The 24,549-nt window shown below is 48.9% G+C and carries 19 protein-coding genes and 1 pseudogene; 5 read left to right on the top strand and 15 right to left on the bottom strand.

Features of this window, described 5'->3' with window-relative positions:
• Positions 1-17: 17 nt before the first annotated feature.
• The 7 genes from NYE69_RS13155 to iolA form a co-directional block, all read right to left on the bottom strand.
• Positions 18-815 (bottom strand): pyruvate, water dikinase regulatory protein, encoded by a 798-nt coding sequence (locus tag NYE69_RS13155; protein WP_155620459.1) that lies wholly within the window; start codon positions 813-815, stop codon positions 18-20.
• Between the two features lie 27 nt (positions 816-842).
• Positions 843-1,484 (bottom strand): helix-turn-helix transcriptional regulator, encoded by a 642-nt coding sequence (locus NYE69_RS13150; RefSeq protein WP_036624503.1) that lies wholly within the window; start codon positions 1,482-1,484, stop codon positions 843-845.
• A 190-nt stretch (positions 1,485-1,674) separates the two neighbouring features.
• On the bottom strand, positions 1,675-2,445 hold the full coding sequence (locus tag NYE69_RS13145; RefSeq protein WP_340926536.1) for an inositol monophosphatase family protein: 771 nt from the start codon (positions 2,443-2,445) through the stop codon (positions 1,675-1,677).
• A 19-nt stretch (positions 2,446-2,464) separates the two neighbouring features.
• The gene (locus NYE69_RS13140) at positions 2,465-3,802 is read right to left on the bottom strand and encodes a gluconate:H+ symporter (RefSeq protein WP_213509880.1); all 1,338 of its coding nucleotides are present in this window, start codon (positions 3,800-3,802) and stop codon (positions 2,465-2,467) included.
• Between the two features lie 59 nt (positions 3,803-3,861).
• Positions 3,862-4,839, bottom strand: a complete 978-nt coding sequence (gene iolC, locus NYE69_RS13135; protein ID WP_340926535.1) for a 5-dehydro-2-deoxygluconokinase — start codon at positions 4,837-4,839, stop codon at positions 3,862-3,864.
• Between the two features lie 110 nt (positions 4,840-4,949).
• Positions 4,950-5,810, bottom strand: coding sequence for a class II fructose-1,6-bisphosphate aldolase (gene fba, locus NYE69_RS13130; protein ID WP_340926534.1), 861 nt, complete (start codon positions 5,808-5,810; stop codon positions 4,950-4,952).
• A gap of 36 nt (positions 5,811-5,846) precedes the next feature.
• The gene (iolA, locus tag NYE69_RS13125) at positions 5,847-7,319 is read right to left on the bottom strand and encodes a methylmalonate-semialdehyde dehydrogenase (RefSeq protein ID WP_155620464.1); all 1,473 of its coding nucleotides are present in this window, start codon (positions 7,317-7,319) and stop codon (positions 5,847-5,849) included.
• Between the two features lie 381 nt (positions 7,320-7,700).
• Between iolA and NYE69_RS13120 the strand changes: the two genes are divergently transcribed.
• Complete coding sequence (locus NYE69_RS13120) at positions 7,701-8,642, top strand: Rpn family recombination-promoting nuclease/putative transposase (RefSeq protein ID WP_445744832.1); 942 nt, start codon at positions 7,701-7,703, stop codon at positions 8,640-8,642.
• 125 nt (positions 8,643-8,767) lie between these two features.
• Here NYE69_RS13120 and NYE69_RS13115 read toward each other — a convergent pair whose 3' ends face one another.
• Positions 8,768-9,769: an SDR family NAD(P)-dependent oxidoreductase gene (locus NYE69_RS13115; RefSeq protein WP_340926532.1), complete on the bottom strand. Its 1,002-nt coding sequence runs from the start codon at positions 9,767-9,769 to the stop codon at positions 8,768-8,770.
• Positions 9,770-10,075: 306 nt separating this feature from the next.
• Between NYE69_RS13115 and NYE69_RS13110 the strand changes: the two genes are divergently transcribed.
• The 3 genes and pseudogenes from NYE69_RS13110 to NYE69_RS13100 all read left to right on the top strand — a co-directional run.
• Positions 10,076-11,146, top strand: coding sequence for a helix-turn-helix domain-containing protein (locus NYE69_RS13110; protein ID WP_340926531.1), 1,071 nt, complete (start codon positions 10,076-10,078; stop codon positions 11,144-11,146).
• A gap of 55 nt (positions 11,147-11,201) precedes the next feature.
• Positions 11,202-11,825, top strand: coding sequence for a LysE family translocator (locus NYE69_RS13105; RefSeq protein WP_340926530.1), 624 nt, complete (start codon positions 11,202-11,204; stop codon positions 11,823-11,825).
• A 26-nt stretch (positions 11,826-11,851) separates the two neighbouring features.
• Positions 11,852-11,992 (top strand): annotated as a pseudogene (locus NYE69_RS13100) (MerR family DNA-binding transcriptional regulator); the annotation flags it as partial.
• Here the strand turns inward: NYE69_RS13100 and NYE69_RS13095 are convergent.
• Positions 11,986-12,282, bottom strand: coding sequence for a hypothetical protein (locus NYE69_RS13095; protein ID WP_340926529.1), 297 nt, complete (start codon positions 12,280-12,282; stop codon positions 11,986-11,988). The pseudogene NYE69_RS13100 and the gene NYE69_RS13095 overlap by 7 nt on opposite strands.
• A 124-nt stretch (positions 12,283-12,406) precedes the next feature.
• Positions 12,407-15,058: a glycoside hydrolase family 78 protein gene (locus NYE69_RS13090; RefSeq protein ID WP_340926528.1), complete on the bottom strand. Its 2,652-nt coding sequence runs from the start codon at positions 15,056-15,058 to the stop codon at positions 12,407-12,409.
• 190 nt (positions 15,059-15,248) lie between these two features.
• On the opposite strand from NYE69_RS13090, the gene NYE69_RS13085 reads away from it, so the two are divergent.
• Positions 15,249-16,124 (top strand): AraC family transcriptional regulator, encoded by an 876-nt coding sequence (locus NYE69_RS13085; RefSeq protein ID WP_340926526.1) that lies wholly within the window; start codon positions 15,249-15,251, stop codon positions 16,122-16,124.
• 78 nt (positions 16,125-16,202) lie between these two features.
• On the opposite strand, the gene NYE69_RS13080 is transcribed toward NYE69_RS13085, so the two are convergent.
• The 5 genes from NYE69_RS13080 to NYE69_RS13060 all read right to left on the bottom strand — a co-directional run bounded on the left by NYE69_RS13080 (position 16,203) and on the right by NYE69_RS13060 (position 24,534).
• The gene (locus NYE69_RS13080; RefSeq protein ID WP_340926524.1) at positions 16,203-17,777 is read right to left on the bottom strand and encodes a response regulator; all 1,575 of its coding nucleotides are present in this window, start codon (positions 17,775-17,777) and stop codon (positions 16,203-16,205) included.
• 20 nt (positions 17,778-17,797) lie between these two features.
• Entirely contained in the window at positions 17,798-19,414 is a 1,617-nt protein-coding gene (locus NYE69_RS13075) for a cache domain-containing sensor histidine kinase (RefSeq protein WP_340926522.1), read from the bottom strand.
• Positions 19,415-19,569: 155 nt separating this feature from the next.
• The gene (locus NYE69_RS13070; RefSeq protein WP_340926521.1) at positions 19,570-20,865 is read right to left on the bottom strand and encodes an ABC transporter substrate-binding protein; all 1,296 of its coding nucleotides are present in this window, start codon (positions 20,863-20,865) and stop codon (positions 19,570-19,572) included.
• Between the two features lie 149 nt (positions 20,866-21,014).
• The gene (locus NYE69_RS13065; protein WP_340926520.1) at positions 21,015-23,459 is read right to left on the bottom strand and encodes a glycoside hydrolase family 3 N-terminal domain-containing protein; all 2,445 of its coding nucleotides are present in this window, start codon (positions 23,457-23,459) and stop codon (positions 21,015-21,017) included.
• Positions 23,452-24,534 carry a family 43 glycosylhydrolase gene (locus NYE69_RS13060; protein ID WP_340926519.1) on the bottom strand — a complete coding sequence of 361 codons (1,083 nt, stop codon included), beginning with the start codon at positions 24,532-24,534 and terminating at the stop codon, positions 23,452-23,454. Before NYE69_RS13060 ends, NYE69_RS13065 begins: the two co-directional genes overlap by 8 nt.
• Between the last annotated feature and the right edge of the window lie 15 nt (positions 24,535-24,549).

The raw sequence follows: 24,549 nt of genomic DNA, 5'->3' as shown, positions 1-24,549 counted from the left end.
TTATAATCGGAAATTTTTTAAATATAACCCATGATGATGCCGGCCGTCTCTTCAATCGCTTTATCGGTAATGTCGATAACCGGACATTTGAGCCGGGAATATAGCGCCAGGGCGTAATCCGTTTCTTCCCGGATTCGGGCCAGGCTCGTGTATTGCGTGTCCAGCGGCAGGCCCAGCATTTTCAGCCGCTCCGAACGGATTTTGAGCATATGCTCCGGCTCCATCGTCAGGCCGATGAGGCGGCTCGCAGGCAGGCTCAACAGATGCGGCGGCGGCCCCACCTCGGGCACGAGCGGATAGTTTACGACTTTTTTGCCGCGATGGGCAAGGAAGATGCTTAAAGGCGTCTTGGAGGTGCGCGATATGCCCATCACCACAATATCCGCCTCGAACATGGCTTCAAGATTCCGTCCGCCGTCGCTGGCCACCGTAAAATCGATGGCTTCTATACGCCGAAAATAATTTTCATTAAGCTGATGCAGCAGGCCGGGCCGTGCTCGCGGGGCATCATCGAAAGTATCGATGAACGCCTGCATCATAGGGCCCATAATATCGACGATGCGCAGGTCGAGCCTGACGGCTTCCTCGCGAATCACTTCGCGGAGCTCCGGCTGCACCAGCGTGTAGGCCACGAACCCTTTGTGGCGCGCGGCCTCCTCCAGCAGCTTCCGCAGCTCATCTTCATGCCGGATGTTGCCGTACCGCTTGATCTTGACTCGTTGATTCTCAAATTGATGTATGACGGCCTGCACTACCGCCTCGGCCGTATCTCCCAATGAATCCGAGCAGATCGTGATCAAATGTGATGTTTCCATGCTCTCTCGATTCCTCCTGTTTCCCTATCAATGGTTCTCTTTGTCAAGAAGCAGCTTTAAGATCGAAGTTTTCGTCAAACGGCCAACCACCGTAAGCCTTGCGCCGCTCTCTTCCTCGTTAGCCGGAACGACAACCGGCAGGCTGTCTACCTCGTGCAAAATCATTTTTTGCGCCGCGTCGAGCACCGTATCTTCGGGAAATACCGTAACCACCTTGGGTTGGCGGGTCATGACCATGCTGACCGGCATGGACGCGGCGCCAGGGTTGCCGAGCGTAACCTTAAGAAAATCTTTGCGCGAGGCAACCCCGGCGAGCTTGCCGTCATCATCGCAAACGAAAAGCGTGCCCACGTCCTGCAGGAAAAGCGTAACGACGGCATCTTGTATGGTGGTGATTTCCCGGATAATGATCGGCATGCCCTGAATATCTTTGACTTTGCTATTTTGCAGCAGGTAACCGTTGCGCAGATCGGAAGAAGCTTTGCCTCCCGGGAAATAACCGACCTTTGGCTTTGCGTTGATATAATCGAGCATAACCAGCAGCGACAGGTCCGAGCGGATCGTAGGTTTGCTTAAGTGCAAGCTTTCAGCAATCTGTTCTCCGCTGATCGGTGCGTTTTTCTGGACGATATCGATAATTTGCAGTTGACGGGCTGTCAGTTCGATCACGGTTTACCTCCACTTCATAAACGAACTTGCACACTTTTTTAAACGTAAATCTCATATATAGTCAGCATTTATGTTTGAATAATACACAATATTTCAAGCAAAATCAATATATAGAACGTACTATATTTATTTTTTTTAAAATAAAAAGACCTCCTGGCCGAATAGGCCAACAGGTCTCCACCGGTGTAAATTATTGTTCATTCAACATTCGTATAGCGCTTTCATATGCGCGCGGTGTCGCGAATGCTCCCTGAACCGCTTCCAGCCATCCCAGCGGTTCGCCTTTAATGGTAGAACAACGAATCCCCGCGGTTTCGCACAAAATTCTCCCGGCCGCGTAATCCCAAGGTGCCAGCTTGGAAACGTACACCGACTGTTTTCCCAATAAAAGCTGAATAAATTCCGTACCCGCACAGCTCTGTATCCGGACCCCGCAGCTTCCCCAGGCCAGCGCCTTGACGTTGGAAACATTGTCGGCAAACATCTGCCAGTTAATAGCCACCAAGCTGTCCTTTAATTCGTGATCCTGCAATGGCGGCAGTGGCTGACCGTTATAATATACGCCGGTTTCCGGCCCGCCCCAAACGAGCCGGCTGCGCATTACATCATAAATGAAACCGCATTTGCCGATGCCATCTTCCACAACCGCGATCATGACCGCAAAATTTTCTTTCTGTTTGATGAAGTTCATCGTTCCGTCGATGGGGTCCAGTATCCATACGCGGCCGGCCAGATCCTCCACCCGGTCCCCCGTGCCTTCCTCGCCCAGGATACGGTCGCCGGGGTAGAACTCCCTGATATTGCGGACCAGAAACTGTTCGATCCGCCGGTCCATGTCGGTCACCAAATCAAGGGCCCCGGTCTTTTGGGATATTTCTCTTTCTTCTTGAAGCGAGCCGCGCAGCATTTGCCCCGCCTCCTCAAGCCAGCCCAACACCCGTTCAACATCCAGGCCGTTCATCTTTTGTCCCTCCTTACACTTACAAAATCGCACCCAAGGCCAACACACAGAGCAGTCCCGTCACCGAAAGCACCGTTGTCAGCGTAGTCCACGTACCAAACGTCTCCTTCAGCGTTAGTCCAAAATACTCCTTGATCATCCAGAACCCGGCATCGTTCACATGGCAGGCGATTACGCTGCCCGCTCCCGTAGCCAACACCATCAGCGCCGGATTCACATCTCCAACTGCAATCATCGGCGTCACCAGACCCGCTGTAGTGAGCGCAGCCACCGTGGCGGAGCCGAGGCACAATCGCAAAATCGCCGCGATCATCCAGGCAACAAGCAGCGGGGACAGATTCGTTGCCGAGAACAATTGGGATACGTAATCGCCGATCCCGCCGTCGACCAGCACCTGCTTAAAGGCTCCGCCGCCGCCGATTACGAGCAGCATCATGGAGATTTGCGAGATAGCGCTTACCAAAGTATTGCTGATTTGCTTCATCGCGATCCCTCTGGCTATACCCATAGTATACATGGCCACCAGCAAAGAGATAAGCATCGCGGTGCCGGGCGTTCCGATAAAATTCAGCACTTTGAGCACGGCCGAATCTTCGGGCATCACCATTTTGGCGGCCGCGGCGACGCCCATAAAAATCACGGGAAGCATGGAAGTCAGCACGCTGATGCCAAAACCGGGGGTTTCGCTAAGCACAAAGCTTTTTTGATCGCCGACGACAACGGAAGCGTCCGTTTCCCGCTCGTACACGCGGGGATACACTTTCATCAGCACTTTGTTGAACAAGGGTCCGGCCACAATCGTCGTCGGAATGGCGATAATCATACCGTACAACAGAACCTGTCCCAAATCCGCTCCATAAGCTGCCGAAATGGCGGTCGGCGCCGGATGCGGCGGCAGAAAGCCGTGGGTTACGTTCAGCGCGGCGGCCATCGGAATGCCGAGATACAGGAAAGGCATCTTTAGTTCTTTCGCGATGACGAAAACAATCGGGATCAAGAGCACCAGGCCCACTTCGAAGAACAAGGCGATTCCGACGATAAATGAAGCCACCACGACCGCCCACTGAATCCGTTTACGGCCAAACTTGTCGATTAGCGTAATGGCGATTCGGTAACCGCCGCCAGCGTCGGATACCAGCCGGCCGAGCATGGCGCCGAAACCGAACACCAGCGCCAAATGCCCCAGCTGGCCGCCGATTCCGCTTTCAATGGTGGTAACGATGGTCGTCGGATCCATACCGAGCAGCAGTGCCACGACAAACGCGGTAATCGTAAGCGATACAAATGTATTCAGCTTTGCTTTCATAATCAGAACAAGCAGCAGCGCAACCCCAAAGCAAACAATTAATATCGGCATAAACTAACTTCCCCCGCTTCAATTATAAAGTAATCACCAGATGTTAATAACCAGCAAATTTATTGGCTTTGCGCGGCAATGAGCTGCTCGATTTCGGCCACCGTCGGCATCGCTTCCGATGAACTGTGCTTGCTGACGACGATGGCAGCCGAAGCGCTGGCATATTTCAAGGCTTCAGCAATCTCTTTTCCTCTCATTAAGGCATACAGGAAAGCGGCCGCATAGGAATCGCCGGCTCCGAACGTTTTGAGCACTTTGGATTTATAAGCTAATCCCCTGTGCACCTTGCCGTCCCGGGTATAAGCGTAGGAACCCTGCACGCCGTGTTTGATAACCACCAGCTCCGGGCGATAACGGAACAATCGCGCAACGGTCGCCTCGTTAGTTCCGCCTTCTTTTCCTTCAAGCACATCAAATTCGTCCCGGGTTCCGATCACGACATCCGATTGCTCGGCAATCGCCGAATAATAAATCGACGTTTCCTGCGGAGACTTCCAGGTGTAGCCCCGATAATCCAATTCGAAGATGACTTTGGTATCGTTGTCCCGGGCAATTGAAACCGCTTTAAAAACGGCTTCGCGCGATGGGCTGGCGGCCAGCGCCGTACCGGAGATCAGCAACGCCGAAGCGGCGGCAATATATTCTTCCTCGATCTCATCCGGCCGCAAAAACAGATCGGCGACATTTTCACGGTACATCAGAATGCTGCATTCCTCCGGACTTTTAATCTCCGTAAAAGCCAGGCCCGCCTTGCGTCCTTCCGTGTCGTCAATCATACAGGAGACATCGACGCCGCTCTTCTTCATGGAATGCCGGATAAAGCGGCCGTGCTGGTCGGCGGGAACTTTGCCGATAAATCCGACTTGCAAGCCGAGTTTGGCCGCGCCGATCGCGATGTTGGCGGGCGATCCGCCCACATATTTCGAGAAGGTCAACGTTTCTTCCATCGGCCGGTTATATTCTACCGCGTTTAAATCAATGCAAGCTCTCCCCAATGTGATGAGATCAAATTTTCGTTGTTTTTCGTTTTGCAGCATTGCTATCTCTCCCTACTTGAATCAGTTTGCCTGCACGCCTGGCCTCTCGGCGCAAAGGTCGCAGGCCAGGCGTACAGGAATTTATAATTTGGTAATCCGCTAGCCGATGCTTACCGCGATGCTTTTCCCGCGGAACCGAACTCCCGGATTTTGCCTCTAACAACTTCCTTGATCGCCTCTGTTCCCGGCGACAAAATCGCACGCGGATCGTACAGGCCGGCATCGGCGTCAAGCGTCCGGCGGAGCGCCGACGCCCAGGCCTGAAGGCATTCCGTGTTGACATTGATTTTGGCATGGCCCAAAGCGATAGCGCGCCGAATCTGATGTTCGGGAATGCCCGAAGCGCCGTGCAGTACCAGCGGAATCCCGACAAGCCCGGAGATCCGCTCCATTTCCGCGAAGCCCAGTACCGGCTCTCCCCGGTAAGGGCCATGGACGGAACCGAGCGCCGCGGCGAGCGCATCGATCCCCGTTTCCTTGACCAGCGCGGCGCATTCTCCAGGGTCCGCATACCGAATCCCGCCGATCAAACCGTCTTCCATCCCGCCGACCGTGCCGACCTCCGCTTCAACCGACACTCCGCGGGGGTGCGCGTAGTTCACGACCTCGCCGGTCATCGCTATATTCCGCTCGATCGGATCATGGGAACCGTCGATCATCACGGAGTTGAAGCCGGCGTCAACGGCCTTTTTGCAATTCTCCGGCGTTTTTCCGTGATCCAGATGAAGCGCCACCGGAACGGTGATCGCCATCGCTTTGACAAGCTCCTCCACCATCACCGCGATCACTTTATAGCCGCCCAAAAAGGGCACCAGCCGGTCCGAAGCGGCCAGGATGACGGGAGAACGCTCTTCTTCAGCGGCCTGCAAGATGGCCTGCGCCCACTGCAGGCCGTTCAGATTGAACTGTCCGACCGCATATTGCTCCGCCTTGGCTTTTTGAAGCATTTCTTTGAATGATACCAGCGTCAATGGCCCCTTACCTCCCAACTGTCCTGAACATGATGATTATTCAAAAGCCGGCGCTGCATATCGGGCGGTCACGACCTTCTTATGCGTGTAGAAGTCCACGCTGTCTTTGCCGTTGGCGTGCAGCGTGCCGAAGAAGGAGGATTTCCAGCCCGAGAACGGGAAGAAGGCCATCGGCGCAGGTACGCCCAGGTTTACGCCCAGCATTCCGGCATCGATGTTTTCCCGGAAATACCGGATGGCGGACGCATTGGAGGTAAAAATGCAGGCTCCATTGGCGAATTCCGACCGGTTGGCGATTTCCACCGCCTCCTTGAGGTTTTTCACGCGGATTACGGACAGCACCGGCGCAAAAATTTCCTCCTTCCAAATCGTCATCTCCGTCGTTACATTTTCAAAGATCGTCGGCCCGACAAAATAACCTTGATCCGGCGTGTTTTCCCGTCCGTCGCAGATGAGCGAAGCTCCCTCTTCCAGACCTTTTTCGATATATTGCAGGGTCCGCCGTTTATTCTCTTCCCGGATCACCGGGCCGAGAAACACCCCGTCGTCCAAACCGTTGCCGATTTTAACGCTCTGCGCCTTTTCCTTAAGAAGGGCGATGAACTCATCGGCGATCCCTTCTTCCACAGTGACCACGGCGCAGGCCATGCAGCGTTCTCCGGCCGAGCCGAAAGCGGCGCTGATTACATTGGTCACCGTGTCCTCCAGATTCGCATCGTTTAGGACAATGGTATGATTTTTGGCTCCGGTTAACGCCTGCACCCGCTTCAGGTTTTGGCTGCCGCGCTTGAACACGTATTCGCCGACCGGCTTCGAACCGACGAACGAAACCGCCTTGACCTCCGGATGATCGAGAATACCGTTTACGACATCGTGGGCTCCGTATACGACGTTGAACACACCTTTAGGCAATCCGGCCTCCTCGAACAGCTCCGCCAGCCGTCTGGTCAGCAGCGGCGTACGCTCCGACGGCTTCAATATAAAGGTGTTGCCGAGCGCGATCGCCATCGGAAACATCCAGCAGGGCACCATCATCGGAAAGTTGAAGGGCGCGATTCCTCCTACCACGCCAAGCGGATAGCGGTAATTTACAGCTTCTACATCCGTGGCGATGCTGGCCAGCGAATCGCCCATCATCAACGTCGGTGCTCCGGCGGCAAATTCTACGTTTTCGATGCCGCGCCCCACTTCGCCCAAAGCCTCGGTCAGGTTTTTGCCGTTTTCAATCGTGATCAGCTTGGCCAGTTCCTCCTTGTGCCGGGTCAATAGTTGCTGATAATTGAACAGAATTCGAGCCCGGCGAGGTACGGCCACTTTCTGCCAACTTTTAAAAGCCTCGGCCGCGACTTCAACCGCATGATCAATTTCTTCTTTCGTCGATAAAGGGACACGGGCGATAACCTGGTTAGTCGCCGGGTTGTACACGTCTTCATAACGGTCGGTAGCGCTCTCCACCCATTCGCCATTAATATAATTTTTTAAGATCTCCACTTCTGACACTTGCGTCATCATAGCATCCTCCCAATTTCAAAAATTCCAATCTTCAATCAAATTTTTGATAACAGTTGATCAACTTATGGTCATATATTATTATTTAAACCGTTTTCAGTCAATGGTAAATACAAAAATTTCGCTTATATTAAAAAAAATTAACATTCCTCTTGCCTTTATTATTTTATGTTTCAAATTATTGGGTGAGTGTTGGTAATGTTTAGGTGGATAAACTGTTTAGCTCTGTTTCAGGTTGCAGCATTCATAATAATCGGGTATACTCTAACCATAATTTAACTGGCGTGAAGCACATGCCGCTTTAATACGAGCCTTCGTTTGGCTGCCGTATTGGAGCGGCTTTTTGTTTGCATGAACTTAAAGTGTGATAAAATAAAAGAAATGGAGTTGAATGTCAAATTGACGACTGAACTTCTTGACCCACGGAATGATTTCGTTTTTAAGCGGATTTTTGGCAGTGAAGACAACAAAGATGTGCTGCTGGCTTTCTTAAATCGAACATTTATGGAATCGGGCGAACCGCCGCTCATGGAGATCGTCCTTTTGAATCCCTATACGGATAAGGACGCTCCGCTCGACAAACAGTCGATCTTCGATATCTGGGCCAAAACTACGGAAGGCAAACTTATCAACGTGGAGATGCAGCTATTCAATAAATACGACATTGAGAAACGGACGCTCTATTATTGGAGCAAACGCTACTCCAGCCAGTTGCAGGAAGGACAATCCTACAAGCAACTGAAAAAATGCGTTACGATCAATATTTTGAATTTCACGGTCATTGCCAACGAGCGGTATCATAATGTCTATCACTTACGGGAAGATCATACGAGGGTTAAGCTATGTGATGACATTGAAATGCACGTCATAGAATTATCCAAGCTGGATGATCGATCGATTCCGGTGGAGGGCGGTTTGGTAAATTGGCTGCTTTTTTTGAAGAGTGCGGACAAATCGAACTGGGAGGCGCTGAAGATGAATGAACCAAGCTTGAAGAAGGCGATGGATACGCTGGAGTTTTTGAGTCTCGATCGGGAAGCCCGCCGCAAGTACGAGGAGCGCCAGAAATACTTGCATGACCAGGCGTCCATGATTGAGTGGGCAACGGAACAAGGTATGGCTAGAGGTATGGAGAAGGGAATCGAGAAGGGCATTGAGAAAGGCATTGAGAAAGGCATTGAGAAAGGTATGGCGCAGGGAGAACATAAGAAAGCCATGGAAATTGCCAAGAACATGCTGGCCATGGGCATTGAGGTTTCCGTTATCGTGAAAGCGAGCGGACTAACGAAGGATGAGGTTGAAGCTTTAAAGTCCACTCAATAATTCGCAAAATTAACGTCTTGCCTTTTTGAATAAAAGCAAGACGTTGATTTTTTAAATATCCAAAAGTATGAACCTCGGAGCGTCGGCTTCTTAATATTAAAACTCGCTGCTAAAGCGCTGCAAAACTAAGCCCATTCATTCCGCGTGGCAATGGACACATAATCTTTCAATAAATTTTCGGGAACGGTTTTAATCAATTCCTCCACCGTCCAAGGACCCTCGTTTTTCTTGATCTCGCCAGCCGGTTCAGGATCCGAGTAAAGGGCCACTCGTCCATTGGCTGTGATCGAAAACACCGCGCCGCTGATGAAGGCTGCTTCCTCGGTAGCCAAATAAGCGACGAAGGGCGCCATATTTTCCGCCGGTCCATGCGCCTCTTCCACTTCCTTCATTTTCGCTTCGTCAACCTCCATGGTGATCCCTTGGGTCTTTATCAACTCTCTTAACGTTGCGCGGAAATTGACGTGGCTGCGTGAAGCGGCTTGGGGGCAAAAAGCGTTGCAGGTTATGCCAAACGGCCACAATTCCTTCGCTGCCGCCTTCGTCAAACCGACAATCCCCGGGTTCGCGGCACTGTACGCGCCGAGCCCGGCGATTCCCACCCACGCGTCGGAAGCGACATTCAGGATACGACCGGACTTCTGCTCCCTCATGAAAGGAAGTGCATGGCTCAAGCAGTTGAAAGCACCTTTGAGTTTCGGTACCGTTTGATAATCCCAATCTGCTTCCGTCGTTGTTGCCAACATCCCGAAGCCCATACCCGCAGCGTTATTGACCAGGATATCAACTCTACCGAACGTATCGACGGCCGTTTGAATCAACTTACCCGCAGTGGCAAATTCGGACACATCACCATAAAAAGGTACAGCCTCCCCGCCCTCCTTGATGATTTCGTTCGCGGTGCTTTCGGCATCGCCTTTTAATGTGAGAAGTTTTGCCCGCTCTTCATCGTTGAATTGTTCGTCAAGTTCCTTCTTAAAGGAAGCCGTGCCGGTCGATCCCGGTTTGCGGTTGTTGGTAACGACTTTGGCTCCTTCACGAGCCAGGACAAGCGCAATCCCTCTCCCGACACCCTGTCCGGATCCGGTCACAACAGCTACCTTACCTTCTAATCTTTTGGTCATCATCGTTACCTCACTTTCCCCTATTGGTCTAATGGAGCTTAGAAAGCCCTTACACCTTCTATTAAGCATGACAGAAACTCATCTGGAAATATGGTATATTACATATAAAAATGTTAAGAAATCGAGGTTTATGCGATGCTCGCTATCATTGATCCTCCCGGCCTGGCTTATCTGTGTAAGCAACTTCACGAAAGTTTGCAGCTTCCGGTTTACTGCCAACCGAATGTTGACTTTGAAAATGAAATGATCTTAAACGCCAACCTTTCACTTCATCCCTTCTTTGCGGATCCGGCTGAGCTTTTCCGTTCTGTGGTAAGTCAAGGAACGGATTTGCATGGCCCGATTCTCCGCGAAACCAATTTCATGGAGCAATTTATCGTTCTGCCGGTAAAACAAAACGGCCATGGTCAAGCCATCATCGTCATCGGCCCGGCCATCCGGCAAAAGCTGAATGACGAGATTTGCGCCAATCTCTTAAACGATTACGGATTGCTGAATCCGGAGCGAACAAGATGGACGGAGTACTGGAACAGCCTTCCGGTCATGAACCGCCTGCGAATGCTGCATATCGGCGTATTGACCAACTGGATGATCAACCGGGAAGCATTGGATATTACGGACGTGCTTCATTCCAGCTTGCAATATGGACTTCCGAATCGGCAGAAGGAGAAAGTGGAGCTTGCCCTGGCGGAGCGCCGCGAGTTTTCCATCTTCCATGAGGGGATCGAAAGGGCAAACCAAATGTTTTCTTTAATTCGCAGCGGGAATAAAACCGAACTGATGAGGAAGTTAGCCGAAGCTACTTACGATGAAACCGAAGTACTCTCTAATCGCAGCCATCTTCGCAGTGTGAAAAACCTCGCGATCAACGGAGTCTCCATCAGCATGCTTGCGGCCATCGAAGGAGGTTTATATGAGGAATTAGCCTTTACGCTCTGCAATATGCAAATGCAACATATCGAGGAACTGAACGAGGTCAAAACGGTGGAGGCCGCCGCCATCCAAGCGATGTTGGATTTCGCCGACCGTGTTGCCCAATGCCGTAAAAACAGTGTTTCGACACCGGTCTATGTTTGTAAGGAATACATCTACAGCCACCTGTTCGAAGAAATTCGTTTACAGAAGCTTGCGGAGCTGTCCGGGCTTAACCCCGAATATTTATCGCAATTATTTAAGAAAGAAACCGGGCTGACATTGACGAACTACATCCAATGGGAACGGATCGAAGAGACGAAGAAGCTGCTTGCCCATTCGGGCGAGCCGATTTCCACCATCGGAGCACGGCTCACCTTCTATGACCAGTCGCATTTTATTAAAGTTTTCAAGAAACATGCGGGCGTAACGCCTAAACAGTATAGGAATCGGATCCGAGCAGACTGAACAAAGCCAATATTTGTGTTAAAACTAACTTTAAAATAAAAGTGGAGGGATATGTGTGGACTTTCTATCTGTAATATCTTTTTTAGGTACAGCAATAGTTCTTACCCTTATGCCAGGACCGGATAATTTGTTCACCTTGGCTCAGAGTATATCAAATGGGAAAAACGCGGGGATTTTTACTACACTCGGGCTTTGTACTGGAATAATAGTTCATATTACTGCCGCAACCATCGGAGTTACAGCTATCATTTATCAATCGGCTTTAGCATTCACATTAGTTAAATACACAGGAGCAGCATACTTGTTATACTTAGCCTATAAGTCATTTAGACAAAAAGGTTCAAGTTTTAACCTTAACAGCGAGGACTCCTTAGACTACAAATCCTTATACAAAAAAGGAGTAATAATGAATGTTTTGAACCCAAAGGTTTCTTTGTTTTTCTTGGCATTTTTCCCGCAGTTTATTCATTATGAAAATGGCAATGTTTCCATGCAAATGCTTGTTTATGGAATCTTATTTCTAGTCCAATCTTTAGTGATTTTTATGCTAATAAGTATATTTGCTGGAAAAGTAGGTTATTTCCTGCGCAAAAATAAATCATTATCTAAAAGGATTAACATCATCCAGGGGTCTCTGTTCACACTTATAGGTTTAAAAATCGCCTTTAGCCAAAAATAGTAATTTGCAGGCTTATTGGAGGAATTATGGATAATAAAAAGTATTTTTCAATTGGGGAAGTCTCCAGATTAAAAAATGTCACGATAAAAGCCTTACGTTATTATCATGATATTGGCTTGTTAATACCTGCATACACTAATCCCGATAACGGTTATCGCTATTATACATTCAGATTTAAAAGTTGCAGCAATTCACTTGTATAATCTTCTTGCAGCAATCTATAAGATGTTGTTTCACCAACTCTTGAACCAAAAATTACACCAATGACTTCTCCATCTAAAGTAGCTACTCTTCCAAAAGTGCTTTTGTTCAAAATTGGACTTATGAACATCAATGTAACTGCTGCATTTATTACGTCTTCATCTTCGATAAACCTCTTCGCGTTCCACGTATTGGAAATGATCGATTTAATAGGTTCGATATCCTCGCTTCTAACGTCTCTGATATCCAAGTTCATTTTGCTTTCCTCCCTTTTAATTGATCCGCTTACACATTGAGTTTAATGTCTCCCCTAAAGGGGAGAGTCAAGTATTTATTGAATAAAAAAAGCTCTCCTTATTTCAGGAAAGCCGTGAAATCCACTAAAACGTAAAGCTATAGTTTCCGGACCCTAGCAGAAGCATATAACCTTGGGCAGTTTGCTCCATCCCAAGCAGTTCGGTCATTTGGTCTAGTCGCTTCCCATTCTCTAGAAGATCATCGCCTTGATTCGCTGGAATGATTACTTCTGCTGTAGTATTTGAAGGGATCACCACATCCATTTTAACCGAACCATCATTCCGTTTGCTCCAAGCTACCTTTATGGTTCCGTATACGGAGTCAAGGGAGGTTTCTGCCCATGAGAACTGCTCGCCGATCTGCGGCTCGATTCGGATTTTCTTGTAGCCCGGCTCGAGCAAATCGATGCCGCCGACAACGCGGTAGAGCCAATCCCCGATGGCGCCATAAGCGTAATGGTTGTAAGAGTTCATATCGTCGCTCCAGAACGAGCCGTCCTGTTTGATGCCGTCCCAGTGTTCCCAGATCGTGGTCGCCCCTTGGATCACGGAATACAACCAGGATGGATATTCTTTCTGCAGTACCAGCCGGTACGCCAGATCGGTATAACCGAACCGCGAAAGGACCAGGCACAGGTATGGTGTACCGACGAACCCCGTCGTCAGGTGTACTCCGTTTTCTTCGATATGCTCGGCTAACATCTTGGCCGTGCGCGGACGATCCTGTTCCGCCAATAAATCGAACATGAGAGCCAAAACGTAGGCGGTTTGCGTTGGAGATGCTACCCGTCCATTCGGCGTGACGAACTCCTTGCGGAATGCCAGAACTATATTCCCGTGCAGGATCCCATATTCTTTCTCGTCTTCAGCTTTACCCAGTACGGCGGCGGTTTTGGCCAGCAACTCTGTCGAATAGGCGTAGAACGCGGTAGCGATCAAATCCTTCGGCGTCGCCCCGATGTAGCTGTTCTCTTTGGCATCCAAGCCAAGCCAATCTCCGAAGTGAAATCCGGTATTCCACAGAAACTCGTCTTCACCTTGTGCCCGAATGTACTCCACCCAACCTTTCATGCTCGGGTATTGCGTTTCCAGAGCGCGAATATCCCCATAACACTGATACAACGTCCAAGGACAAATGACGGCGGCGTCCCCCCAAGCGGCAGATCCGTATCCGGCAATCGGCACGTCGGGAATGACATGCGGAACGCGTCCGTCCGCCTCTTGATCTGCGGCCAAATCTTTCAGCCATTTTTCAAAAAACGGAACGACATTCATATTAAAAGCGGCGGTGCGAATAAAGACTTGCGCGTCTCCCGTCCAGCCCAATCTTTCGTCGCGCTGCGGGCAGTCTGTTGGGATATCGAGGAAATTGCCTTTCTGTCCCCATAAGATGTTGTGCTGAAGTTGATTCACCAGTTCATCCGAGCAGCGGAAGCGGCCGGTTGGCTCTAAGTCGGTATGAATGACGCAGCCGATGAATTGCTCCAGCAATTGAGCTTGCGGTACACCGGTCACTTTCACATAGCGAAATCCTTGGAAGGATAAGTGCGGTTCGAACGTTTCCGCTTCGCCGCCCCGGCATATATAAGTAATCGTCTGCTTGGCCGAGCGCAGATTTCCGGTATAAAAATTCCCATCGCGGTCCAAAACCTCCGCATGCTGCAAAGTAACGACCGTTCCGGCTTCGGCGCGCACCGTAAACCTCATCCACCCGACCATGTTCTGGCCCATGTCGAGCACGGTCTCGCCTTTGGGCGTTGTCAGGGCCACGGCAGGCTTAATGGTTTCGATAATCCTGGCCGGCTCGTTTTCTTGGGCAACTAATGCGGATTCCGGAGGATTCGCAATCATCGCCTTTGCCCAATCCTGATCCGCAAATCCGGGCGAAGACCATCCGTCCATCTCGAGTCTGGCGTCGTAGGTTTCGCCATGATACAATTCCGACATCCGAAGCGGTCCTGACGAAACACGCCAGTTCCCGTCCGAAACGATGATCCGTTCGGAGCCGTCGGACAACGTAACATGCAACTGGATCAGCGCGGCGCGAGTTTTGCCGAAGTGCTCCTTTTTACCTTCCCAGGCCAAATCCCCTTTATACCACCCGTTTCCCAGAAGGCAGCCAAGCACGTTTTCGCCTGCGGAGAGGAGTGACGTCACGTCATAGGTTTGATACTGGAGCCGTTTGTTATAGCTGGTCCAGCCGGGGCCAAACAGCGTGTCATCCGCCGGAGCGCCGTTGACATACAGCCGATACAAGCCGAGCGAGGTCGCGTATACCCGCGCTGAAACCACATTGTCCGGCAGGGTAAAGTTCGTGCGCATATAATCGCATGGTTCGTCACTCGATTCATCGCGGCGCGGCGGCGCCGTGATCCAGCTTGCCTGCCATTCTTCGGCCGACAAAAATGCGATTTCCCAGCAACCGGATTCGCTCCATGCCGATACATTCCCTTGGCGGTCCCACACGCGCACTCTGAAATAATATCGGGTACGGGATTGTAAGGCCGGACCTTGATATTCAATATGAACACTACGATCCGACTTCACTTTTTCGGAGTCCCAGACGATTTCCGATCCAAATTCGGGATCGTAAGCCACTTGGACCTGATAGGCGTTTTGCACAAAACCTCTGGTTTCCGCGCTGATCCGCCAACTGAGCCGGGGCCTCAAATCGTCGATTCCCACGGGATTTTTTCGATAATTGACGCTAAGGTCGGAAACTGTAAAATGTGTCATGTTGTCGCTCCTTTTTATTTATTGATCCTTTACCTTGACAGGTGGCATCATTACGTCTATTGTACGGGGCGGGGCCATCTCAATCAGGGGATGTTTCCGACATTTTTATAGGTGGATCTAGACATTTTACAACCGGTTTCGTATGATGGAGCCAGACCGAACAAACCATGAGAGAGGGGCAGCATAAAGCATGAGTGTCAAACGCAGCTCTTATGTGATGTCAGGAGAGAGCTTTTTCGAGCCGGGTGTGCCGATTTTTGTGAACCGGGCTTCCGAAACGTTCGAATTGACCGAGCATTCCCATGAATTTATCGAGATTACGTACGTCAGCGAAGGAGCGGGCGTCCACTATATCGCCGGTGAAGCCGTTCCCGTGGAACATGGGACATTGTTTTTCATTCCGGTTGGACGCAGCCATGTGTTTCGGCCGAAGACGCTGAAGAAAGACCGCCCCCTTATCGTTTATAACTGTTTGTTTCCAGTGTGGTATTTAACGGAACTTCGGGCTGGTTTCCCCGAGGCTTCGGACATTTGTGAACTATTTGCCGATGAGCGCTTGCCTTGGTTCTCGATGAAAGATGCCACCGGAGAGTACCATGCTATGTTTCGCGAGATGTATCGTGAATTCTCGGCAAAACCGCCGGGATATTTGGCTGTGCTCGCTTCCCTCGTGGTGCGGATATTGACAGGTTTGTACCGGCACCGCCTGCAGCTCGGCACTTCTAACGGGGACCGGCCGCAATGGCTGACCGTCGACGAAGCCATCGCCTATATTGACCGCAATTACGCCACCGAGCTTAAGCTTGGCGAACTCGCCGCCAAAGCGAATCTTAGCGAGCGGCAATTCAGTCGCCTGTTCCAGCGTCAGACTGGCATGAACTTTACCAACTACCTGCAAAGCATCCGCATGGACGCCGCGTGCCGTTTGCTGACCGGAGGCCGTAGCAGCGTAGGGGAGGTTGCCGCTGCGGTCGGATATGCCGACTTAAAATTTTTTCACCGGCTGTTTAAGAAAAAAATTGGCACCACCCCGAAACAATATCGTGAGGTGTTTTCGCAAGGTTAAACCATCACCCTGAAATCGATTAGAATCAAATGAGCACGCTTTCATTTTTGGAATAGAGCAAGGCAGCTTTTCAGCAATTTAATGTTTCGGTTGTTTCCTCAATACCGCTGGCGAACAACCTTCCATTTTTTTAAATACCTGCGTAAAATACATGTAATCCGAAAAACCAACTTTCTCACCGATGACGTACAAAAGTTCATTGGTATGAATAATCAGCTCTTTCGCTTGAGCAATCCTTAACCGGTTTACATATTCTTTAAAGGAAACGCCAAATTCACGTTTAAACCGATGACTAAAATAATTGGGCGTCATTCCCACATGCTCGGAAAGCTTCTCGACTGTAAGCTCCTGTGTATAGTTCTTGCGAATAAACGCATCCGCACGTGTCATAACAGGACTTAGTTCTCTCGATAACCGCATGCTCATCTTCTCAAATGTGGACACAACGATCTGCTTAAAATCATCCATGGCCAAAGCCTCCGACCTTTCGTCGATCACGGCGATATTTTTATGGATATATTCGACTACATCACTGGGAGCGTTTCTTATCATGACCATAAAAAACTGAAGCAAGTTCTTTGTATACGTGGAGATGCTCTTTCTACTATATTTACGTTCCAGCTTAAGCTGTGCAAATTCATTTTCAACCACATCAACCAGAGAAGCCAAATCCCCTTGAAGCAACTGTGCTTTAAATTTCGCATGATCCAGCAAACCAGCTATCGTTTCATCTGCGAATTCCATCGTTTCATCTTTTACATGTATAGAACCCTTACCTTCGTACAGCCTTAAAGATAAAGCTTGATTGGCCTCGTTATACATCTCTATAAATTCCGACACATGGCCGTAACTGCTTATTCCAGCCGAAAATGAAAGCTTACCCTGGGATTGCAATTCACGGTTCCAAGCACGCAACTGATTCAACAATTCACTTACCCATTGCCGGGAGTACAAAAAGGACGGCGTCTCGGATTTGAGCAAAAATACAAGGCTGCCTTCTTTAGATCTTAAGCAGATTCCTTTTTCAGCCAGTTCACTGGATTCAAAGAGACGGCAGAGCATCTCCGCTGTGGCTGTTACTGATTCGATATTCGTATTCCAGTCTTCGTCAATCCGAGCGGCTACACAAATAAGCCCCCCCGCTGCGTCAAACCCATAATGTTGCTGCAAACCTTCCAGAATGATCAAACGGTCCGTTATATTGCCCGCAAGCAGTTCAGAGCTGAAACTGGCTTTATAGGACTCGAGATATTTATTAAACTCTTGTTCCGTCATTTGTTCCCGGATAATCTCCTCTTTGACCCTCTTGATCAATGCGACTAGACTCCGTGCCCGAATAGGCTTCATTTCATAATCTACAGCATCCAGTTGAATGGCTCTCTTGAGGTATTCAAAATCGTTATATCCGCTTAATATGATCACCTTGGTTTGCGGTCTAATCCTCTTCATTTGCTTCAGAAGCGTAAGTCCGTCCATTCCGGGCATTCTCACATCCGTCAGCACGATCTCCGGCAACATGTCCGTAAATTTTTGCAGGGCCTCAACTCCATTGGAAGCCGTGATCACGATCTCGATATCCAAGGCATGCCAGTCGATTCCCTGCTCTATGCCTGTTCTAATCTGATCATCATCATCCACAATTAACAGCTTCATTTAGAATCACCTCCCATTTTTTATTCAATAAGAGGAATGTACACTTCAACTCTAGTGCCGCCCCCGTGCTTGCTGGTGAAATGAAGGCCATATTCCGGTCCGTAACTGATCTTGATCCGATCATCTATGTTTTTTAAGGCAAATACGTTTTTCGTTTCTCCTTCTTGGGTCATCATTTGATGAATTTTGGTTTCATCCGTCCCCAGGCCATTATCGATAACGATGAAACGAATTCCCTGCTCCGCTCTTGTTGCACTAACTTCTATTATGCCCCCATCAATAACCTGTTCCAGCCCATGCACGATCGCGTTCTCCACTAAAGGCTGCAAAACTAATTTAGGCATTTTATAATTCATCAAGGCAGGATCCACATGGATACGGAGCTTGATCCTTTGACCGTATTTTCGTTTCTGAATAAGCATGTAATTTTCTAAAAAATCGACTTCTTGACGAATGGTGACAAAAGGTTCTCCCTTATTGAGAACATGCTTGAATAATTCGGCGAGCGCTTCGATCTGCTCGCTTACATCATAATTTTTCTGCTTTAAGGCAAGCCAATGGATCGAGTCTAAGGTGTTGTATAAGAAATGAGGGTTGATTTGCGCCTCCAATGCCTTGATTTCTGCCTCCCTCTGCTTAATTCTTCCAACATATACGTCATTTATCGTTTCTTTCAGTTGATGAACCATCCGTAGGAAACCATTGCTAATCTCACCAATTTCATCTTTGGAATCTATCGTCAAAGCAATATTGAAATTTCCGCTTTTCAGCTTCATCATTTCTCTCCGTAATAGCTGCAGAGGTTTAAGTAAATATTTGTGCTGTACAAAAGAGAACAGCACGCCAAAAAAAAGACACAGCAGGATGGCGATAAGTAAAATTAAATTAATCGTTCTCCTTAACGTAGAAAACGATTTTTCCGGAATGATTTGCACTAATTTCCAATCAGGTTCCTCGATCGTATAATAAAAAGCCACTTTTTTGTCATCATCGATCGTCGTTTCCAGGTAGCCTTCGTTTGTACTAAAAATTTCTTGAATATTCGCCACATGATCCAGTTTGCTTCCGACCAAATTTCTTTCCGTAGAAGATAAGACAAGCCCCTTGGAATCCAATAGAAAAATTTGAGCGCCGGCATTAGACTGCAGATTGCTGAATATCCGATACAGGTTTTCTTCATCCAAATTGAATCTTTCGATCCCGATCATTCTTCCATACATGTTCAGATCCATGATCCCTCTGTAATAGGCAATTTCTCCGGGCGCGGTTACCCAAAAGGCTCTTCCTTGAAGACTCATAGCACGTTCCCTCACGGCCGGATCCATCTCCGGGACCTGCATCCCTTTTTGGAAGACAAGCTCTTGGCTTGAATATAAGCTTATTGACTTATAGTATTTTTGGGAACCCAGTATATCCTCCAGCCAATTGTTGATGTTCCAATAAATTTTGTCGTAATCCGTTAATTTATTGTATTTTCCGCTGGCGAAATCTTGAACAAGTTCGTTGGACAATATTCGCTTTGATTTATCGTTCGTATCGGCCACGATGGATTCAAAGTTTTGGCGGGTTTGCTTTAAAGTCTCGAGTACTGTATCATAGGTTCTTCTTTGCGTTAAGCTGGCGAATTGATAATTCAAATACAATCCCACCAAAATTAAGGGAAGGATAATAAATATCATGATGCAGGAGTACAGTTTCAACCTCAATGATAAGTCCTTAAACTTGATAATACTTATCACGCTCCAATGGCATTAGTGCGTGTTCAAAAAGTCGACTTTTTGAACAACCTCTATCAGTCATGCTGGATAGCCTCTTGTCTAAGCATGTCCAACTCTTTCAAAGCATCCATGCCATAAAATAAAAAGTTTGCCGGCATGTTATTGCCCATATAATCAGCTATTGATGGTGAAAGCGACAACATTTCTGGCTCTTTATACATTTTTCCAATGTCTTTGGAATATTCAGCGAAATGGGGGTCATCCGCTATCACACCTTTTACCATGACTGGCGCCCCGCTGTTCACCCGATGTTGAAGCACTTCAGCGCTCGTCAAATATTTGAGGACTTCAACCGATGCTGCCGGATGCTTGGCATTGATTGGAATCATATAGCCGTTGTAACCGCCCAACACTTTTGTCCGAGTTCCCATATGAGGCCAGCTTATAATTTCAACATTCCTTAATCCGGAGTCTTTGATGGATTGTTTGACAAGGCTGTTGAGGTCTGCCTTAATGGCTATCTTGCCGCTTTGAAAAGCGGTATTGACTTGATCCAAAGTCGTCGTCAAAGCCCCTTTGCCCGGATACACATACTCTTTATCATACAATTCCTTGACTTCATTAAACACATTCACAATCGTTGGATCGGTAAAAGCAATTTGGCCTTTAGACCATGCAAGTAATTTTTGCTCATCCGGCCAAACCGAGTAGAACAACTCTCTTACCGTCCAAGAAGCCCAATCTTTTTGCAGCCCCAGAGGGGCGATCCCCGCCTTTTCCTTAATGATTGACAGTATATTCTTAAATTCAGCCCAGCTCATAGGGCCATCCGGAAGATCCACTCCCACTTGATCAAGAATGTCTTTATTCACTTCCAATACCGGATAGACCGGGGTACTCGGCACCGCATATACCCTTCCATTGTAGGTTCCGGTATTCAATGCCCCGTCGAGGAAGGACGTTTTCCATTCGCCGTTATTAGCTTCAAGGTAGGGGGTGAGATCCAGTGCCAGATTTCCGTTAACCAAATTTTTCATTTGGGTGGGCCAATACATTACAAGATCAAGCGCTTCTCCCGAAGCGACAGACGTTTTGATTTCTCTTTCCGCATAGGCTGCTTCCCATATTTTAAAGGTAATATCATATTGATCTGCGAAGTGCTTTGACACCAGTTCTTCTTCAAGCTTGGCGTTTGCGTCTTCCGCGCTGGCGATCATTAGCGTCAATTTTATTCTTTGCTCAGACGGGCTGCCGGTTTCCGGTACGGGTCTGTCCGTAAGTTCCGATGAATTTGTCGGGTTGCCGGCACATGCGCATAATAGTAACATCAAGCAAACGGAAATCGCAGTTCTCACTTTTGTTAAATTCATGGTGTCCTCCCGGTAACCTTGTTTCCGATACCAATTCCCCCTCATTATAAGGTACCCAGATAAAAAAACAAATCGAGTATCATGCATCTTGGGACTACAAGCAGGTCAACCCAAAAGGCCGACCTGCTTGGAAACCGGTATGCTTGTCGCTATGACACCTCCACATCCGCGTAAAAACCTCTTGTTTTTCCGTCAATGAACAAGTCGGAGCAAATCCGGAAAGAGCCTTTCGCCCGGATGTCATGGGAAGAAGCGCCAACCATAACCTCGATTTCCCCTGCTTCGATTTTCCACGCCATGTCGGTATCCAGGAAAGCAAATTGACTCGGCTCCATACGGAATTGAACCGTTCTCGTCTCGTTCGGTTTCAACGGGACTCTAACGAAACCGGCCAGTTCTTGTACAGGACGTACGACACTCGCATATTTGTCGCGAATGTAGAGCTGCACGACTTCCTCGCCGAATACCTCGCCCGTATTCGTGACGTCGATCGTGACAATAACTTGCTCAGTAGGCTCATACGCTTCCTTGCTGGCCGTCAGGTGCGAATAACGGAAGGAAGTGTACGATAAGCCATGCCCAAAATAATACCGGGGCTCGCGAGGGCAATCCAGATAACTCGTATAATCGTTCATTGTGCCGACATGGTAGCTTGATCCTTGATCGTGATTATAGAAAAGAGGCACTTGTCCGGCGTTGTAAGCAATCGAAACGGGCAATCTTCCGGCCGGATTATAATCGCCGAATAAAATATCCGTCACGGCTTTCGCCCCGTATTGCCCCGGATTCCAGGCTTCGAGAATAGCGTCGATGTGCCCGTCGGCCATGTCGCTCGATATCGGTCTGCCGTCAAAATGAACGGCGACCGTCGGCTTCTGCAAAGCCGCCAATTTCCGGATGAAGCTTTCCTGGCATTCCGGAAGCCCAATATTCGTCGTATCGATCCCTTCGCCCGTTGTGCTGAACATACCCCAGCCATGCTTCCCGCCCAGAGTAAGGATGACCACATCCGCTTCTGCCGCCACCGCCAATGCCTCAGCATGCATGGACGTATCGTTCCCGGCATAGGCGTAACCATAAGCGTAAGTCACTTCGGCATCCGGGCATTCCAGTATGATTTGTTCGAGCAGATGATGACATGTCGGATAATGTTTTCTGACGAGTTCCTCCGTTTTTGGGCTTTCGACTTGCACAATACTTCCGGGATACGTGTAGTGATCCTTAGCCACACCGAATTCGCTCGCGTTCAGATTAGAAATTTTCTCAAAGTCCACGCCCGCCATCGTGTTCCCGACATTGTGCATGGCATCGAACAAACTCGTATACGAATAGCCGCCGAACAATGATCTCGTGGATGCCGCATGGTGGCCAATAACGGCGATTTTCTTTTGCGCGTTCTTTTGCAACGGAAGCAGGCCATTATTCTTCAGCAGAACGATCGATTGCCGCGCTGCTTCCAAGCTGGTTGCTTTGTTATTGGGATCTGCATAAATCCGTTCCACGGCAGCGCTCGGCATCGGATAAGGATTCTCGAACAAGCCCAATTCAAACTTCGCGATCAATACGCGGCGGACAGCTTGATCGAGAACCTCCATGGGGATCTTCCCGTTCCGAATACGCTGCATTAACTCGTCGTTATAGCAGTCTTTCGCAGGCAATTCCACTTCCATGCCGGCCTTCAAGGACATTTCACCGGCATCCGTTAAGGTCTCGGCAACCCGATGCCTCGAATGAATCTCCGAGATGGAGACGTAGTCGGATACGATCAAGCCGTCAAAGCCCATTTCCCCGCGCAGAAATTCGGTGAGGTACTTGCGGGAACCGGCTACAGGCTCGCCATCGATGGAGCTGTACGTATTCATGATCGATTTCATGTCGGCAAGCGTTATAACCGCCTGGAAGGGTTTCGCGTATACCTCTCGGAGCATTCTTGGCGGAACCGGCGTTGACGCAGCATGAATACCTCCCTGGGTCATATGGTAGCCGATAAAATGTTTGGCGCATGCCAGCATCCCTTCTTTGAGGTCGCCATCGTTTTGCAAGCCCGACACATAAGCCGTTCCCATTGCCGCCGCCAATGCCGGATCTTCCCCATACGTTTCGCCTTGACGTCCGAATCGAGGATCGCGGTTAATATCCAGCACCGGAGCGAACGCATGCGAAACGCCGACGGCCCGGGCCTGATCGCGAATAATGCCGGCCAGTTCCTTCTGAAGCCCAGGGTTCCAGGTAGAGGCTTGGCCGATTCCCGTGGGGAAGCTTGTTGCTTCAGGAAGCATAGCCCCTGTTAATGTCTCCACATGAAAAATAGCGGGAATGTTGTGATCGCTTAATTCCATAATTTTATGCTGGATATGTGTAACCTTTTCAACTACGGACTCCTTGTTCTCCAATCCGCCCGCGAATAACATGACGACTTCCCCTGCGCCCTGAGGAAAGCCCTGCTCCAGCTTTTCAATCGACCCTTTATCCGGCATATAGCCGACAATTTGGCCCATTTTTTCTTCAATGCTCATTCTTTTTAATAAGTCATCCGCACGTTCTTCAGCCGGAAGCGAAGCGTTCATAAATTTTGCATTAACAAACTTATTCATAATCCTCAACTCTCCATTCCTCTTTCCAGTCTAAATAAGCCATCTCTCCATCAAATCGGACCGGCAGCCATACGTAATCTGCGACCGATGTATCGATATTCATGTCACATGAATAATGGACCTCATCCATAACAAAATCGGTATCCGGTTCAAACATTCTTCTATATATCTCCGCAGCTTTTTGATAGCCCTTTCCGTTTGCGTGGTCTTCCCCCGCTAAATCAGGAAGGTTTGGCATCCATCGGTCAGCTAAAGCAATGTACAAATCTTTCTTAAATGGATGTCTAAATACAGAAGTAATCTGCGAGTTATAAGAAGTTCTCGAGATATCACACGGGTGCGGATCACCCAGAACCTCCCACGGACCATGGAAGGATTTCGCTAACGCTACCTCCGAAGGGTTCGGGTGATATCCGGTTGTCCCGGACGTAAATATATAATGCCGTCCCTTCCTAAAGAAGTAGGCTGGGGCTTCACGTACATATGGCGGCTGAGCATTAGGAAAATGCGTGGAATAATATCCTGTCACATCCGTGTAGTCCTCCGTCAGATCCGCACAAATAAGCTCACTGTGAACTCTTTCGAAATAATAGTAGGCCTTACCGTCGGGTCCCACGACTAAATCGAAATCTCCCGCACTCATATTCAACGGGCGAAGATCACTTTGCACCATCGTATAAGGCCCCAGAATATGTTCGGCCGTCAAAACCGTGGATTTTTGCGTCCCATCCCTTTTCATAACCTTGATCCAGCATACAAATTTTCCTGTCTTTTGATTAAAAATAATATGCGGCCTGTCCATATATTGAGCAGGATGCAAAGGAGAAGACTCATCTTTCTCATCCGGAGGAATAATGATCCCCTTGTCTTCCCAGTTGTATAAGTCTTTAGAAGCATAGCATCGAACTCCCCAATGCCAGATTCCGCTTCCGGGTTTCGTTTTTTCTTTATTTTCACCGTACCAGTAGAAGGTATCTCCCACCGCAATAACAGATCCCCCATGTGCCTGAATACGTTTTCCTTCGGTATCCAGCCATACCTGTCCGGGTCTAATTGAGTTATATTCCATTTTCATCGTTCCTTCCGAATC

The organism is Paenibacillus sp. FSL R5-0527 (genome assembly GCF_038008055.1).
GTDB classification, from domain to species: Bacteria; Bacillota; Bacilli; order Paenibacillales; family Paenibacillaceae; genus Fontibacillus; species Fontibacillus macerans.
The sequence above is the reverse complement of the archived record's forward strand: the minus strand, read 5'-3'. Positions and strand labels throughout refer to the sequence as shown.